Annotated in this window: 17 protein-coding genes; 11 read left to right on the top strand and 6 right to left on the bottom strand. The window is 69.9% G+C overall.

All coding sequences use genetic code 11. The features are described from left to right. The first annotated feature begins 5 nt into the window (after window positions 1–5). The 3 genes from B7438_RS06045 to B7438_RS06035 are packed head-to-tail and all read left to right on the top strand — an operon-like array spanning window position 6 to window position 2,679. The gene (locus B7438_RS06045) at window positions 6–779 is read left to right on the top strand and encodes an SDR family NAD(P)-dependent oxidoreductase (protein WP_085368660.1); all 774 of its coding nucleotides are present in this window, start codon (window positions 6–8) and stop codon (window positions 777–779) included. Next, a complete protein-coding gene (locus tag B7438_RS06040; RefSeq protein WP_256921885.1) occupies window positions 776–1,897 on the top strand; it encodes a mandelate racemase/muconate lactonizing enzyme family protein in 1,122 nt (373 codons plus the stop codon). The genes B7438_RS06045 and B7438_RS06040 overlap by 4 nt, the downstream gene beginning before the upstream one ends. Beyond that, the gene (locus tag B7438_RS06035; RefSeq protein ID WP_085368659.1) at window positions 1,894–2,679 is read left to right on the top strand and encodes an SDR family NAD(P)-dependent oxidoreductase; all 786 of its coding nucleotides are present in this window, start codon (window positions 1,894–1,896) and stop codon (window positions 2,677–2,679) included. Before B7438_RS06040 ends, B7438_RS06035 begins: the two co-directional genes overlap by 4 nt. Here the strand turns inward: B7438_RS06035 and B7438_RS06030 are convergent. Continuing rightward, window positions 2,669–3,004, bottom strand: coding sequence for an SgcJ/EcaC family oxidoreductase (locus B7438_RS06030; RefSeq protein WP_085368658.1), 336 nt, complete (start codon window positions 3,002–3,004; stop codon window positions 2,669–2,671). The genes B7438_RS06035 and B7438_RS06030 overlap by 11 nt on opposite strands. Before the next feature lie 46 nt (window positions 3,005–3,050). Beyond that, window positions 3,051–3,800 (bottom strand): SDR family NAD(P)-dependent oxidoreductase, encoded by a 750-nt coding sequence (locus tag B7438_RS06025; protein WP_085368657.1) that lies wholly within the window; start codon window positions 3,798–3,800, stop codon window positions 3,051–3,053. An 88-nt stretch (window positions 3,801–3,888) separates the two neighbouring features. On the opposite strand from B7438_RS06025, the gene B7438_RS06020 reads away from it, so the two are divergent. The 5 genes from B7438_RS06020 to B7438_RS06000 all read left to right on the top strand — a co-directional run bounded on the left by B7438_RS06020 (window position 3,889) and on the right by B7438_RS06000 (window position 7,682). Continuing rightward, on the top strand, window positions 3,889–4,869 hold the full coding sequence (locus B7438_RS06020) for a C-terminal binding protein (protein ID WP_085368656.1): 981 nt from the start codon (window positions 3,889–3,891) through the stop codon (window positions 4,867–4,869). A gap of 37 nt (window positions 4,870–4,906) precedes the next feature. Beyond that, window positions 4,907–5,770 (top strand): fumarylacetoacetate hydrolase family protein, encoded by an 864-nt coding sequence (locus B7438_RS06015; protein WP_085368655.1) that lies wholly within the window; start codon window positions 4,907–4,909, stop codon window positions 5,768–5,770. A 47-nt stretch (window positions 5,771–5,817) separates the two neighbouring features. Further along, window positions 5,818–6,348 (top strand): hypothetical protein, encoded by a 531-nt coding sequence (locus tag B7438_RS06010; RefSeq protein ID WP_085368654.1) that lies wholly within the window; start codon window positions 5,818–5,820, stop codon window positions 6,346–6,348. 126 nt (window positions 6,349–6,474) lie between these two features. Beyond that, the gene (locus B7438_RS06005; RefSeq protein ID WP_085368653.1) at window positions 6,475–7,233 is read left to right on the top strand and encodes an SDR family NAD(P)-dependent oxidoreductase; all 759 of its coding nucleotides are present in this window, start codon (window positions 6,475–6,477) and stop codon (window positions 7,231–7,233) included. 11 nt (window positions 7,234–7,244) lie between these two features. After that, the gene (locus B7438_RS06000; protein ID WP_085368652.1) at window positions 7,245–7,682 is read left to right on the top strand and encodes a MarR family winged helix-turn-helix transcriptional regulator; all 438 of its coding nucleotides are present in this window, start codon (window positions 7,245–7,247) and stop codon (window positions 7,680–7,682) included. 46 nt (window positions 7,683–7,728) lie between these two features. On the opposite strand, the gene B7438_RS05995 is transcribed toward B7438_RS06000, so the two are convergent. The 4 genes from B7438_RS05995 to B7438_RS05980 form a co-directional block, all read right to left on the bottom strand. Further along, window positions 7,729–8,991: an alpha-hydroxy acid oxidase gene (locus tag B7438_RS05995; RefSeq protein ID WP_085368651.1), complete on the bottom strand. Its 1,263-nt coding sequence runs from the start codon at window positions 8,989–8,991 to the stop codon at window positions 7,729–7,731. Between the two features lie 8 nt (window positions 8,992–8,999). Continuing rightward, on the bottom strand, window positions 9,000–9,731 hold the full coding sequence (locus B7438_RS05990; protein WP_085368650.1) for a FadR/GntR family transcriptional regulator: 732 nt from the start codon (window positions 9,729–9,731) through the stop codon (window positions 9,000–9,002). Between the two features lie 107 nt (window positions 9,732–9,838). Further along, window positions 9,839–11,284 (bottom strand): MATE family efflux transporter, encoded by a 1,446-nt coding sequence (locus B7438_RS05985; RefSeq protein WP_085368649.1) that lies wholly within the window; start codon window positions 11,282–11,284, stop codon window positions 9,839–9,841. 63 nt (window positions 11,285–11,347) lie between these two features. After that, window positions 11,348–11,779 carry a MarR family winged helix-turn-helix transcriptional regulator gene (locus B7438_RS05980; RefSeq protein ID WP_085368648.1) on the bottom strand — a complete coding sequence of 144 codons (432 nt, stop codon included), beginning with the start codon at window positions 11,777–11,779 and terminating at the stop codon, window positions 11,348–11,350. Window positions 11,780–11,929: 150 nt separating this feature from the next. Here B7438_RS05980 and B7438_RS05975 point away from each other — a divergent pair, with 150 nt between their 5' ends. The 3 genes from B7438_RS05975 (at window position 11,930) to gap (ending at window position 15,028) form a co-directional block, all read left to right on the top strand. Next, a complete protein-coding gene (locus B7438_RS05975; RefSeq protein WP_085368647.1) occupies window positions 11,930–12,928 on the top strand; it encodes an alpha/beta fold hydrolase in 999 nt (332 codons plus the stop codon). A gap of 64 nt (window positions 12,929–12,992) precedes the next feature. After that, on the top strand, window positions 12,993–13,940 hold the full coding sequence (locus tag B7438_RS05970) for a GlxA family transcriptional regulator (RefSeq protein ID WP_085368646.1): 948 nt from the start codon (window positions 12,993–12,995) through the stop codon (window positions 13,938–13,940). A gap of 92 nt (window positions 13,941–14,032) precedes the next feature. Further along, window positions 14,033–15,028: a type I glyceraldehyde-3-phosphate dehydrogenase gene (gene gap, locus B7438_RS05965; RefSeq protein ID WP_085368645.1), complete on the top strand. Its 996-nt coding sequence runs from the start codon at window positions 14,033–14,035 to the stop codon at window positions 15,026–15,028. Window positions 15,029–15,059 lie beyond the last annotated feature (31 nt).

Genomic DNA, 15,059 nt, shown 5'->3' with positions numbered 1-15,059 from the left:
TCACCATGACCGCAACCCCCGCATCCACCCCCGTCGCCGTCGTCACCGGAGGGGCGGCCGGGATCGGCTGGGAGATCGGCCGCCGCCTGGCAGCGGACGGATACACGGTGGTCGCCGCCGACCTGGTGCCCGGCTTCACGGAGTCTGCACCGGTCGACGGGATCGTGCACCGCAGGCTCGACGTGACCGACCCGGAGGACGTCGCCGCGGTCTTCGACGGGATCGCGGCCGAGTTCGGCAGGATCGACGTGGTCGTGAACAACGCGGGCATCCAGCGTCACCGTGCGATCGAAGACCTGGCCTGGGACGAGTGGCGCGCGGTGGTCGACGTGAACCTGCACGGTGTCTTCCTCAGCCTGCAGGCGGCCGGACGGCACATGCTCGCGGCGGGAGGCGGACGCATCGTCAACATCTCCTCGATCTCGTCGCGCGGCTCGGCCGGGCGCGCGCCGTACGCGGCGACGAAGGCGGCGGTGATCGGCCTCACGGCCACGGCGGGCGCCGAGTGGGCGGCGCGGGGAGTCCGGGTGAACGCGGTGGCGCCCGGCTACGTGGACACCGGCGTCTTCCGCCAGGGGGTCGCGGCAGGCACCCTGAACGAGCAGACGATCCTCGCGCGCATACCGGCCGGTCGTCTCGCCCAGGCCGAGGAGATCGCGGCGGCGGTGTCGTTCCTCGTCTCCGATCAGGCGTCGTACATGAACGGCCAGACCATGTACGTGGACGGCGGCTTCATGGTCGACTACGGGGTGCCGCTGGCCTCGGTGCCGAAGCCGTGAGCGCCGTCGTCTCCTCCGCACCGGATGCGGTGGTGCGCGACCTCCGCACCTCCACCGTCTCCCTGCCGCTCGCCCGGCCCCTGCAGCTCGGCGCGATGACCGTCACCCGGCGCGAGTACGCCGCCGTGCGGGTCTCCGACGGCGAGGGCAGCACCGGGATCGCGTACGGGCTCACCCGCGAGGCTCCGATGGCCGAGCTGGTCGAGCGGCTGATCGCGCCGCACGTCGTCGGCGGAGAGCTGGACGTGCCGGCGCTCTGGGAGCGCGCACTGCGGGGGAGCGCCATCGTGGGGCGCGTCGGACTCGTGCGCCGGGCGATCGGCCTCGTGGACATCGCGCTCTGGGATCTGCTCGGCCGGCGCACCGGACGCCCGGTCTGGCAGCTCGTCGGCGCGGACGACAGCCCGCGGAAGGCGATGCTGGTCGCCGCGTATCCCACGCCTGGACGCAACGTGCACGACCTCGTGGACGAGGTCGTCTCGCAGGCCGAGGACGGCTGGCCGCTCGTCAAGCTGTCGCGCTCGCCGGACACGGCGCTGATGCGCGAGCTGCTCTCCACGCTGCGCAGGGAACTGCCGGCGACCACCGGCATCGTCGTGGACGTCGGCTTCGGCTGGCCGGACGCCGACACGGCCATCGCCGAGGTCGCCGAGTGGGGCGACCCGGAACTCGCCTGGCTGGAAGACCCCCTGCTGCCGGAGGACGTGACCGGGTGCGCGCGCCTGCGCAGCGCGACCGGCCTCCGCGTCGGAGTCGGTGACGAGGTCACAGACCCCGGCGTCCTCAAAGCCCTCGCCGATGGCGGCGCCATCGACCTGGCGCGGCTCGACGTCGTCGCCATCGGCGGGATCACCCCTGCGCTCGAGTTCGCCGCGTGGGCGGAAGACAGGGGGCTCCCGGTGTCCTGTCACATCAGCCCGGAGACGAGCGTGCACCTCGGCCACGGCGTCGGCGTCGAGACGTTCGGGCGCGGGCCCGGCGGCAACCCATACGACCCGTCGCCGCAGCTGGTGGTCGGCGGTCCGGTCTTCGCGGACGGCACGGCGCGGCCGACGGCGGAGCCCGGCCTCGGGTTCTCCTTCGCGCCGGGTACCTTCGACTTCGGGAGGAACGCATGAATCGCAGCGTCGTCGTCACCGGGAGCGGCAAAGGCATCGGCAGAGGGATCGCGGAACGGCTCACCGCGGACGGCTGGACCGTCGTGGGGGTCGAGCGGAGCGCATCCCGGTCGGTGGAGGACGGCGTCTGCGCGGCCGTCGTGATCGGAGACAGCGCGGACAGGGCCACCCACCTGCGCGCGGCCGACGAAGCGAGGGCTCTCGCGCCGCTCGGCGGCTGGGTCAACAACGCCGGGATCACCCGCCGCACCCCGCTGCACGACCTGGACGAGGCCGCCGTGCGCGAGCTCGTCGACATCAACGGCCTCGGCTACCTGTGGGGATGCTCGGCCGCGGTCTCCGCATTCGTCGACCAGGGCACGCCGGGCGCCATCGTCAACGTCGGCTCCATCCACGGCCGCGCGAGCTTCGTCGACCACGCGGCGTACGAGTTCACCAAGGGTGGCATCGACGCCCTGACCCGTAGCGTCGCCGTGACCTACGGGCCGTACGGGATCCGTGCGAACACCGTCGCTCCCGGCGGTGTGCGCACGCCCCACCTGGATGCGCAGATCGCCGCGGCCGCCGACCCGGCCGCCGAGGAGCGCGCCCTCGCAGACGGGCCGCCGATGCGCAGGATCGCCACCGTCGAGGAGGTCGCGGCGCTCGCCGCGTTCCTGCTCGGAGACGAGGCGTCGTATCTCAGCGGCCAGTCGATCGCGGTGGACGGCGCCTGGACGGCGGCGTTCGGCGCACCGCAGGCCGACGCCGCCATCGCGGAACGGTTCGGGCTCAGGCCTTGAGCATGGAGGCGCGGCGGATCAGACCGCCGTGCACGTCGAATGTCGCGATGGTCTCCGTGCCGACGCCGTCGTTGACCACGTTCTCCCTGGCCACCACCCAGCGGTCGCCGAACAGGGCCGTCGCGTCGATGCTGCAGCTCAGCAGCGGGTTGTCGAGGCGTCCGGCGTAGAACGCGCGGATGGCCTCCCTGCCCACCAGCGGCGCGTCGGCGACGCCGGTCACCACCGCATCGTCGGCGTACGTGGCGACGAAGGCCTCGAGGTCGTGCGCGTTGAACGCATCCACCTGTGCTGTCACGGTCTGAAGCGCGGCGAGTGCCGTCATCCGGTGTCTCCTTCTGTGTGCGGGTCGCGCGGTCGTCGGCTGTCGGTCAGTCGATGCGGACGCCGCCGTTGACGTCGTAGGTCGCGCCGGTCACGAAGCCCGCCTTCGGTGAAGCGAGGGTGCCGATGATCCAGGCCACGTCGTTCGGCGCGCCGAAGCGGCCGAGCGGGATGGAGGATTCGAGCGCGTCGTGCCCGTCGTCCGAGAGCTGGTCGGTGATCGCGCTCGTCACGGGTCCGGGGGTGACGGCGTTGACGCGGATGCCCTCGGCGGAGAGGTGCCTGGCGAAGCTGCGCGTGATCGCCAGGATGGCGCCCTTGCTCGCCGCGTAGTGCATCCCGGTCTGCAGCGCGCCGACCTGGCCGGCGATGGAGGAGAGGTTGATGACGGAGCGGTCGCCCTCGGCCGCGCGCAGCAGGGGGAGGGCAGCCCTGGTGAGCAGGAAGGTGCCTCGGCCGTTGGTCTCCATGACCGCATCCCACTCGTCGATGTCGATGTCGTCGAAGTGGCGGTACGGGCAGACGCCTCCGTTGTTGACGAGGACGTGCAGGTCTCCCCACGCCTCCGCGACCTCCGCCACGAGCGCGTCGATGGATGCGGGGGAGCGGAGGTCGAGCCTGCTGACGTGCACCTCCGGTGCGCCCGCCGCGGTGCAGAGCTCGGCGACGCGGAGCGCTGCCGCCTCTCCCGAGGTGTACGTGAGCCAGACGGCGTTGCCGTCGGTGGCGAGTTGCACGGCGGTCGCCGCGCCGATTCCGGAGCTGGCCCCTGTGACGAGTGAACGGCGAGGATTCATACCCAGAACGCTATAGCATTTCGTCCGGATCTGCCGCGAAGAGCGTGGGGATGTGGCGATAAAACGCTAGATGCTATAGCGTTTTGACATGACTTCCGACCTTGTCGTGATCACCGACTACGACCTGCCGGGCAGCGCTGCGGACGACACGCTGCGCGCCGCGGGCCTGACAGCGCGCCGGGCCGCCTCCGCCTCCGCCGACGACATCGTCGCCGCGGCAGAGGACGCATCCGCCCTGATCGTGCAGTGGGCGCCGATCACCGCCGACCTGCTCGACCGCCTCCCCTCCGTGCGCTTCATCAGCAGGCTGGGCATCGGCTACGACATGATCGACGTCGCCGCGGCGAGCGAGCGCGGCGTGCTCGTCGCCAACACCCCGGCGTACTGCATCGACGAGGTCGCGACGCACACCATCGCCATGATCCTCACGCTCGGCCGCGGCCTGGTCGGCTACGACCGCGCCGTGCGCAACGGCGAATGGTCGGCCGTCGCCGCATCCCCGATGGCCATGCGCCCGTCGGCGACCACCGTCGCCGTGGTCGGCTACGGCCGCATCGGCTCCCTCGTCGCCCTCCGCTGCCGGGCGCTCGGGTTCCGGGTGATCGTGGCGGACCCGGTCGTCCCTGCCGCGCGCATCCTGGCGGACGGGCTGGAGCCCGTCACCCTCGCCGACGCCGTCGCGCAGGCCGACGTGCTCACGCTGCACGCGCCGCTCACCGCCGCGACGCACCACCTGATCGGCCAGGCGGCGCTCTCGTCGATGAAGCAGGGAAGCGTCATCGTCAACACCTGCCGCGGCCCGCTCATCGACGAGGAGGCCCTGGCCGACGCGCTCGAAGCTGGCAGGCTCGCCGGGGCGGCGATCGACGTCTTCGCGACAGAACCGCTCCCGTCCAGCAGCAGGCTCAGGATGCTCGACAACGTGCTGCTCACCCCACACGCCGCCTGGTACTCTCCTCAGGCGCTCGCCGACCTGCCGGTGCACGCAGCGAACAACATCATCGACCACTGGGCAGGCCGTTCTGTGCCCGCCGTCGTGAACGCGGCGGCCGCGCAGCCGGTGCGCTGAACGCCCGCCAGACCCGCTCGAACGAGGAGACAACCGGATGCGCTTCCTGCGACTCGGAGACCACGGCGCCGAACGCCCCCACCTGCGTGACACGGACGGCACCGTGTACGACCTGAGCGGCGTGACCGACGACATCGACCCTGCGTTCTTCGCCGCGGACGGCGTCGCCCGTGCCCGCGCCGCGCTGCAGGACGGGGAGCTCCCCGTCGCGACCGGCTGGCAGGATCTCCGCGTCGGCGCGCCCGTCGCTCGCCCCGCCGCGATCGTCTGCATCGGCCAGAACTACGCGGCGCACGCCGCAGAGTCCGGGGCCGAGCCGCCCGAGCATCCCATCGTGTTCTTCAAGCACCCCAACACGCTCGTCGGCCCCGACGACGACGTGCTGCTGCCGCCGGGCGCCCAGCGCGCGGACTGGGAGGTGGAGCTCGCCGTCGTCATCGGCCGCAGGGCGCGCTACCTCTCCTCTCCCGCCGATGCGCTCGACCACATCGCCGGCTTCGCCGTCTCCAACGACGTGTCGGAGCGCGAATACCAGCTCGACGTCTCCGGTGGCCAGTGGTCCAAGGGCAAGTCGAGCGAGACGTTCAACCCGTTCGGCCCGGAACTGGTCACCCCGGACGAGGTCGACCACCGCGCACTCCGCCTCCGCTCCTCGGTGAACGGATCGCCCAGGCAGGACTCGACGACGGCCGACATGATCTTCGGCGTCGAGCACCTGATCTGGCACCTCAGCCAGTTCATGGTCCTCGACCCGGGCGACATCATCAACACGGGAACGCCGCAGGGCGTCGCGCTCTCCGGACGCTTCCCGTACCTCGCAGACGAGGACACGATGGAGCTGACGATCGACGGGCTCGGAACGCAGCGCCAGCGGGTGCGCAGGGCGGTGCTCGCGGGCTAGGTCTGCTCCGGGACATTGCTTTTGGCCGGGGGACACACAATAGAGGCATGACCTTCCACGCCTCCGACCGGGTGGTGCCCGTCACGGTGAACCGCATCGAGATCACGGCGCACGTGCCGTTCGAGACGCTGCGCCGCGCCTTCGAGGCCGAGGTGCCGCTCGTCGACGCCGCCCGGTTCGAGCAGCTCGTCGCATCCGGGGCGGAGTGGAAACGGTTCGCGCAGGAGGCGGAAGGCGCGGGCATCCACCGGTTCGTCGCGTTCTGGCGCAACTACCCGACGCCGATCATGCGCGTGGGCGGTGCGGACATCCCGAGTGCCGTCTACCTGATCGGCGACTACATCACGGCATCCAGAGTCTTCCGGCACGACCCTGCCGCGATGCTCTACACGCCGACCAGACTCGAACTGCACGCCGGCCGCGACGGAGGAACCATCCTCACCGTCGACCAGCCCAGCTCCCAGCTGGTCAGCCTCGGCAACAACAAGATCACCCAGGCGGGCTTCGAACTGGACAGGATGCTCGGCGACCTGCTCGAAGAGCTGGGCCTGCCGCGGCCGGAGGCGCTGCGGCGGTAGGGGTCGCTGCACGGGCCGTGGTGGCGACCCCGGGACGGCGCCCGACCAGGCATTCGGGCGAAGACCGCTTGACAGACGTTCGGTACCGAATGAAAATAGTACGGTACCGAACAGACGGGAGCAGGCATGTCACACGAACGCATCGCGCTCATCACCGGCGCCAATCAGGGCGTCGGATTCCAGGTTGCGAAAGAACTGGTCGCCGCGGGCGTCACGGTCGTGCTGGGGTCGCGGGACCTCGCGCGCGGGCAGGCCGCCGCTGCTCAGATCGGCGACGGCGCGATCCCCGTCCAGATCGACGTGACCGACACCGACTCCATCGCGGCGGCGGCGCGCTGGGTCGAGGACGCGTTCGGGCGGCTGGACCTGCTCGTCAACAACGCCGGGATCTCCCGCGCCGTCCAGACCGACGGCGACTTCCTGGCGGACTACGAGACCAGGAACAGGGCGAGCACCGCATCGCTGGCAGAGATCAGGACGGTGTGGGAGACCAACGTCTTCGGCACGCTCGCCGTGTATCAGGCCATGCTGCCGCTCCTGCGGAAGTCGCAGGATGCACGCATCGTGAACGTCTCGAGCGGAGTAGGGTCACTGACCGCGAACGCCGATCCCTCCTACCCGTATCACTCGATGTTCGGCCCGGTCTATCCCGCATCGAAGGCAGCACAGAACGCGATCACGCTGGCAATGATGGTCGAACTCGAGTCCACCGACATCAAGATCAACCTCGTCTCGCCGGCCTTCACGGCGACCAATCTCAACGGGTTCGCGGGCACGGAATCACTCGAAGACGGCTCGCGTGAGGTGGTCCGCGTGTGTCTGCTCGGTCCTGACGGGCCGAGCGGCACATTCACCCGCTGGGAGAACACGCCCATCCCCTGGTGAATACTGGGCCCATGACGGATACCGGGGAGCCGACGCTCGGCTCGTGGGCCAAACGCTACTACTACGCCAACCGGGCGGCCGTAGACGCGGTACTGCGCACTCACGGGATCGGCTCCACCCAGTGGGCGGTGCTCTACGAACTCGCCGGCAACGGCACCATGGCTCAGAGCGAACTCGGCCGCGCCCTGCACCTGGAGCGCGCGAGCCTCAGTGGAATCGTCACAACGCTCGTCCGCAAAGGTCTCGTCGAGCAGTCCCCTTCCCCCCGTGACCAGCGCCAGAGACTCCTCACCCTGACCGCCGCAGGGCACGACCTGTGGAACACCGTGCCCGACCCGTTCGCCGACGTCCGCGCCGTCGCCCTCGACGGCATCGACCCCGCGGAGATCGCCACGGCGATCCGCGTCCTGCGCCAGGCGACCACCACCCTCGACAACCACGCGTTCTGAAGGTGTCGAGGCCGCCCAGGATGAGCAGGCCTCGAAGCGGTAGGCCCTACCCCTCCGCCCGCACCCCCGCATCCGGCGCCGCGACCGGCACCAGGCGTCGCAGCTGGGTCACGTGCTTCGGGCTCAGTTCGTCCAGGCTCGCCACTTCGAGGAGCTGCATCGTGCGCACGATCTGGTCGCGCAGGATCTCGATGGTGCGGTCGACGCCGGCGCGGCCTCCGGCCATGAGGCCGTAGAGGTATGCGCGGCCGATCAGGGTGAACTTCGCGCCGAGCGCGCAGGCCGCCACGATGTCTGCGCCGTTCATGATGCCGGTGTCGATCGCGATCTCGGTGTCTGCTCCGACCTCGCGCACCACTTGGGGGAGCAGGTGGAACGGGATGGGCGCTCGGTCGAGCTGGCGGCCTCCGTGGTTGGAGAGCACGATGCCGTCGACGCCGAGGTCGACCAGGCGGCGGGAGTCTTCGACGTTCTGGACGCCCTTGATGACGATTTTGCCCGGGAACAGGTCGCGGATGATCGCGAGGTCGTCGAAGCTGATGGAGGGGTCCATCGCCGCGTTGAGGAGGTCGCCGACCGTGCCGCCCGTCGCGGAGAGCGACGCGAATTCGAGTTTCGGCGTCGTGAGGAAGTCGTACCACCACCAAGGGCGCGGGATCGCGTTGACGATCGTGCCGAGCGTCAGCTGCGGCGGGATGGAGAAGCCGTTGCGCTTGTCGCGGAGGCGGGCGCCGGCGACCGGCGTGTCGACGGTGAAGAACAGGGTGTCGAAATTGTTCGCGGCCGCGCGGCGGACGAGTTCGTAGGAGATCTCGCGGTCGCGCATCACGTACAGCTGGAACCAGTTGCGGCCGTGCGGGTTGGCGGCCTTCACGTCCTCGATCGAGGTGGTGCCCAGCGTCGACAGCGTGAACGGGATCCCGGCGGCGGCAGCTGCCCCCGCGCCGGCCGTCTCGCCCTCCGTCTGCATCAGCCGGGTGAAGCCGGTCGGCGCGATGCCGAACGGCAGCGACGACGGACCGCCCCAGATCGTGCACGACGTGTCGACCGTCGACACGTCGCGGAGGATCGACGGGTGGAACTCGATGTCCTCGAACGCCTGGCGCGCGCGGGCGAGCGAGAGCTCCCCTTCCGCAGCGCCCTCGGTGTAGTCGAACGCGGCCTTCGGGGTGCGGCGCTTGGCGATCGTGCGCAGGTCGCCGATGGTGAGCGCGCCCTGCAGGCGGCGCTTCTTCGCGTCGAGTTCCGGCTTCTTGAACTTCATGAGCTCCAGAAGCTCGGCGGGTTTGGGGACCTGGCGAGTGACCATGATGCTGCCTAACGGGGTTCGTGGTGGACGGGAACGGGGAGAACGGGGGAGGCGTCGCGGTAGTAGCCGCTGATGTGGTCGTGGATCCTGGACTGCGCACCAGCCCTGTCTCCGGAGGTGATCGCATCCACGATCGCGCGGTGCTCGCCGCGCAGCCGGGCGGCCATCGCCTCCCAGTCCTGGATGCGGCCGAGCCCGGAGACGACGTAGCTCTCGATGGAGGTGCGCAGCCCGGCCATCATCGCGGCGACCACGGAGTTTCCGGATGCGTCGGCGAGCGCCAGGTGGAACTGCGCGTCGAGCGCGAGGAACTCCTCGGGCGTGAGCGTCGGGTCGTCCATCGCATCCAGCAGCTGCTCCGCGTCGTCGAGCCGGATGCCGGACGGCCGCTCGGCGAGGTCGACAGCCACGGCCGTCTCCAGCAGGAGACGGGTGCGCACCACGTCGGCGACGGGGAAGTTGCTCGCGGCGACCTGCAGCCGCATGAGAGCCTGCATCCCGCCGACCGGGCGCGCGACGATGATCGCGCCGGAACTCGGACCGGAGCCGGTCTGGGTGCGGACCAGCCCCATTGCTTCGAGGACGCGGATCGCCTCGCGCACGCTCGACCTGGCCACGCCCAGTTCGGCCGCGAGGGTGCGCTCGGGAGGGAGGTGGTCGCCGACGCGCAGCTCGCCGTCGACGAGCCGCGCTTCGATGGAGGCGAGCACGCCCTCCCAGGCGCGGGGCTCGGTGGTCATCGCGCTCTCCCTCGTGTGGTCAGACCGTGTGGTCCGTCCACACTAGCGACGGGCCGCCCGGATGTCCAGGCGGCCCGTCGCGGTCAGGCTGTCACGCGGTCACGCGGTCACGCGGTCACCGCCGCCGTCGCGCCTTCCTCCTCCCCCACCGCAGCGCTCGCCGCGGCCACCGCATCCTGCGACGGCGCGGAAGCCAGCGCCTTCCGCGACCCGAGGAACAGCACGGCGCCGAGCGCGAACGTGAGCAGTTCGGTCGCCGTCATCGCCCAGATCACGCCGTTCAGCCCGAAGACCGCATTGCCGACCAGCACCACCGGGATGAACAGGATGCCCTGCGACACGGCCATGATCGTCGCGTTCCTGATCTGCTCCGTCGCCTGGAACACTGCGATCACCAGACCGGTGAACCCGTTGAACAGGGTGGAGATGAGCATGGCGGTGAGGATGAGCGTGCCGTCGGAGATCACGGACGGGTCCGCGCTGAACAGCGCGAACACCTGGTCGCGGAACAGGAACACGATGGACGAGAACACGAGGGTGATCCCGGCGATGGCGACGGCGCTGCCGACGATCGCGCCGCGCAGCCTGGCGTGGTTGCGGGCGCCGTACGCGTAGGCGAACAGCGGAATGGCTCCCATGAACACGCCCATGCAGATCATCTCCGGCAGCTGCACGATGCGGAGGGCGACGCCCATTGCCGCCAGCAGCGCGTCCCCGTATGCGATGGCGATCCAGTTCATCACGAGGGTCGTCACGATGAGGAACGACGACATCAGCAGCTCGGAGGCTCCGACGCCGAACACGGTCTTCAGCATCTCCGGGTCTGCGCGAAAGTGGCGAGGAGCAAGCGAGACCGCGCTGCTCTTCTTCGTCAGCCACCAGATGTAGTAGCCGACGGTCACGACGTTGGACAGCCCGAGCGCGATGCCTGCGCCGAGCACGCCCCAGCCGAGCACGAGGATGAACAGCACGTCCAGCACCAGGTTGGCGACAGTGGATGCGATGAGCCCGGTCATCGAGGCGACGGCCGCGCCCTCCGCACGCACCAGCTGTTCGAGCGCGAACGCGGCGACCAGCACCGGCGCGAAGCCGAACATCGCCCCGATGTAGAGAGCCGTCGGTTCGAGGGATGCCCCGCTGGCGCCGACCGCCGTGGCGAGCGGCACGGCGAAGATCACGCCGAGCACGCCGATGACGACGCCGGCCGCCAGCGCACCCCATAGGGTGAACGACGACACCTGCTTGATCCTGGTGGCCGCACCGGCGGCGGAGGCCTGATCCGCATCCGGGTCGTCCTGCATCCCGAGCAGCCGCGAGACGAAGGTGCCGCCGCCGACGCCGAAGACGCCGCCGATCGCCATCACGAGGGCGAACACCGGGAGGGAGAAGGTGAGGGCGGCGAGCAGCGGTGTGGAGTGCAGTGCGCCGATGAAGCCGGCGTTGATGATGTTGTAGACGACGCCGACGGAGAAACCGGCGACCATGGGCACGCAGAGGTGCACCAGGGAGCGCCAGATGGGCGCAGAGGCGAGGTAGGTACGGTTCGAGGACATGACGGAACCTCCGTTCCGGGTAACGGCTTTTTCGGTGGGTGTGAGGGTGGGGGAGGGTGCGCGCTACGAGTCGAGCGTGTCCGCGACGCGTCGGAGGAGCGCGATGAGGCGATCCTGTTCCTCGGTGTCGAGAACGGAGAAGGTGCGTTCCTGCTCGGCGGCGAGGTCGTTCTGGAATCCAGCGACGACCTCTGCGCCCTCCGGGGTGACGCTGATGAGCTTCACCCGCGAGTCGTCCGGGGACGGCGTGCGCGTGATGTAGCCGCGTTCTTCCAGTCCCTGCAGGAGGCTGGCGACACTGGCCGGGGTGGTGCCGGACATCTCGGAGAGTTCCCGGGCGATCACGCCGTTCTCCTGATGCTCTTCGATGTATCCGAGCGTGAACGCCTGCGACCTGCTCAGGCCGCTGGTGCGCACCCAGGCGTCCGCCGTCGCTCGCTGGGCGAACGAGAGCGTGCGGATGAGGGCGGTCAGCTGTTCCGATCGGGATGACATAGTTAGAAACCTAATAGTTAGAAATCAAACTGTCAAGCAACGGATGAGCAGCCCGTCGCGATCAAGATGGTGCCCCGGTCCCACACCGCCTCCGCGGCGCTGGCACCGCCGCCCGATTAGCAGGAGACGCCCGGCCCGTAGCGTCGAAGCATGAGCGACAACACCCGTCCGACCACCGAGTCCGCCGCCCAGAATCCCCCGCCGAGGAAGCGGGGACGGAAGTTCCTTCGCGTCACCATAGTGACGATCGTCAGCATCGTTTCCGTGGTGGTGATCGCCCTCGCGACCACCACGACGATCAACGCCATCGCCACCGCCTCCGAGGCGAAAGAGATCAGGAAGTACGGCCGGCTGGTCGACGTCGACGGAAAGAAGATCAACGTCGACATCCAGGGAGCGGGCGCCCAGACCATCGTGCTGCTGCCCGGCTTCGGCACCGGCTCGCCCGTCATCGACTTCGCACCCCTCGTCGACAAACTGAAGGCGAACTACCGCACGGTCGTCGTCGAGCCGTTCGGATACGGCCTGAGCGACGAGACCGACCGGCCGCGCACCAACGCGAACATCGCCAGGGAGGTGCACAGTGCCCTGCAGGCGCTGCACATCGACCGGTACGTCCTGGGCGGCCACTCCATAGCCGGGATCTACGGACTCCAGTATGTGAACACCTATCGCGACGAGGTGACCGCCTTCGTCGGCATCGACACCAGCGTTCCCACCCAGCCGGGCATCGACGAGGAGCTCAACGTCGCGGGACTCCGCACCCTCAAGACCCTCGGTCTCGTCCGGGTCCTGACCGCGCTGGGCGACGACCCGTACACCGGGCTCCCGTACACCGACGCGCAGAAGTACCAGTCGAAGATCATCTCCCTCCGCAACGGGTTCACCGACACGTACGCCGACGAGATGGAGCGGTTCGGCTCCAACTTCCACGACGCACAGAAGCTGGCCTTCCCGAAAGACCTCCCGCTTCTCCTCTTCGTGCAGGCGGACAACACCGACGTCGACGGCTGGATGACGCTGCACAAAGAGCAGGCGGCCAGTGTCGAGCGCAGCGAACTCATCCCGCTCGACGCCGACCACTACCTGCACCACACGAAGTCGGCGGAGATCGCATCGGCGATGAACGCCTTCCTCACGGCCGGCTGACACGCATCCGGCGACCTCGTGGCAGGATGCTTGCGATAGCCATCCACATCGCCAGGAGGTCGCCATGCCGTCCCGCAACCACCGCGTCGCCGTCCTCGTCCTCGACGGCGCGAAACCCCTCGACGTCGGTATCCCGGCCCAGGTGTTCTCGCACCGGCCGAGCACGCCGTACGAGGTGCGCGTCTGCGGGGCGGCGCCGGGTCTCGTGACCGGCGGGGACGGCCTCTCGTACCACGTGGCAGACGGCCTCGACGCGCTCGCGGAGGCGGACACGGTGTTCGTCCCCGGATACCGGGAGCCGGCGACCACGGAGCCGTCCGCAGCGGTCGTGGCGGCGCTCCGCGCTGCCAACGAGCGCGGGGCGCGCCTCGCCGCGATCTCGACGGGCGCGTTCGCGCTCGCCGCAGCCGGGCTCCTCGACGGCAAGCGCGCCACCACGCACTGGCACTACACGAGGGCGCTCGCCGCCCGGTACCCGCTCGTGCAGGTGGACGAGAACGTGCTGTTCGTCGACGAGGGCGACGTGCTCACCTCGGCGGGTGCCGCCTCCGGGATCGACCTGAGCCTGCACCTGGTGCGGCGCGACCACGGCGTCGGCCTGTCCAACCACGTCGCGCGCCGGCTGGTCGCCGCCCCGTATCGCAGCGGCGGGCAGGCGCAGTACGTGCCGCGCAGTGTTCCCGAGCCGCTCGGCGACCTGTTCGCGACGACCAGGGCGTGGGCGCTGGAGCACCTGTCCGAGCCGCTGACACTGGATGCGCTCGCCCGCAACGCCCGCGTGTCCCCGCGCACGTTCTCCCGCCGCTTCGTGGAGGACACCGGGTACACCCCGATGCAGTGGGTGCTCCGGGCGCGCGTCGACCTGGCCCGCGAGCTGCTCGAACGCAGCGACCTCGGCGTCGAGCAGATCGCCGACAGCGTCGGCCTCGGCAGCGGAGCGAACCTGCGGCTGCACTTCCAGCGCATCCTGGGCACGTCGCCGACGGAGTACCGGCACACGTTCTCCGCCTAGGCGAGATCCTTGCGCACGCTGTCTTTCGAGCCACTGTCGCATCCCGTCGCGGCGATCGAGCATGGAAGGCGGAACGAAAGGAACCCCTCCCCATGACCCGCATCGCCATCAACGGCTTCGGCCGCATCGGACGCAACACTCTCCGCGCACTGCTGGAGCGCGGCAGCGACCTCGAGGTCGTCGCCGTCAACGATCTGACCGCTCCGGAGACGCTCGCCCACCTCCTCAAATACGACAGCACCCTCGGCCGTCTGGGCCGCAGCGTCGAGGTGGATGGGACGGATCTCGTGGTCGACGGCCGCCGCATCCGGGTGCTGGCCGAGCGCGAGCCCGCCGACCTGCCCTGGGCGGAGCTGGGCGTGGAGCTCGTGCTCGAATCGACCGGGCGCTTCACGTCTGCGGACGCCGCGCGCGCCCACCTGCGCGCCGGTGCCAAGCGCGTCCTGGTCAGCGCGCCCTCCGACGGCGCGGACGTCACCCTCGCCTACGGCGTCAACACCGACGCGTACGACCCGGAGAAGCACGTCATCGTCTCCAACGCCTCCTGCACGACCAACGCCCTCGCGCCGCTCGCCTCCGTCCTGGACGACCTGGCCGGCATCGAACACGGCTTCATGACCACGGTCCACGCGTACACCCAGGAGCAGAACCTGCAGGACGGGCCGCACCGCGACCTCCGCAGGGCGCGCGCGGCCGGCGTGAACATCGTGCCGACCACCACGGGCGCGGCGAAAGCGATCGGCCTGGTGCTTCCGAACCTCGACGGCAAGCTTTCCGGGGACTCCATCCGCGTGCCCGTCCCCGTCGGCTCGATCGTGGAACTGAACACCACCGTCTCGCGCGAGGTGACGCTCGACGAGGTGCTCGCCGCCTACCGCGACGCGGCGGCCGGACCGCTGAACGGCGTGCTCGAGTACGCGGACGAGCCGCTGGTCTCCTCCGACATCACGGGCCAGCCCGCCTCCTCGATCTTCGACTCCGCGCTCACCAGGGTGAGCGGAAAGCACGTGAAGGTGGTCGCCTGGTACGACAACGAGTGGGGCTTCTCGAACCGGGTGGTGGACACGCTGGAGCTGCTCGCAGCGTGAGCGCCGCATCCTGAGTAGCCGCATCCCGTCG

Source organism: Leifsonia sp. NCR5, from assembly GCF_002105485.1.
GTDB lineage: Bacteria > Actinomycetota > Actinomycetes > Actinomycetales > Microbacteriaceae > Leifsonia.
The sequence above is the reverse complement of the archived record's forward strand: the minus strand, read 5'-3'. Positions and strand labels throughout refer to the sequence as shown.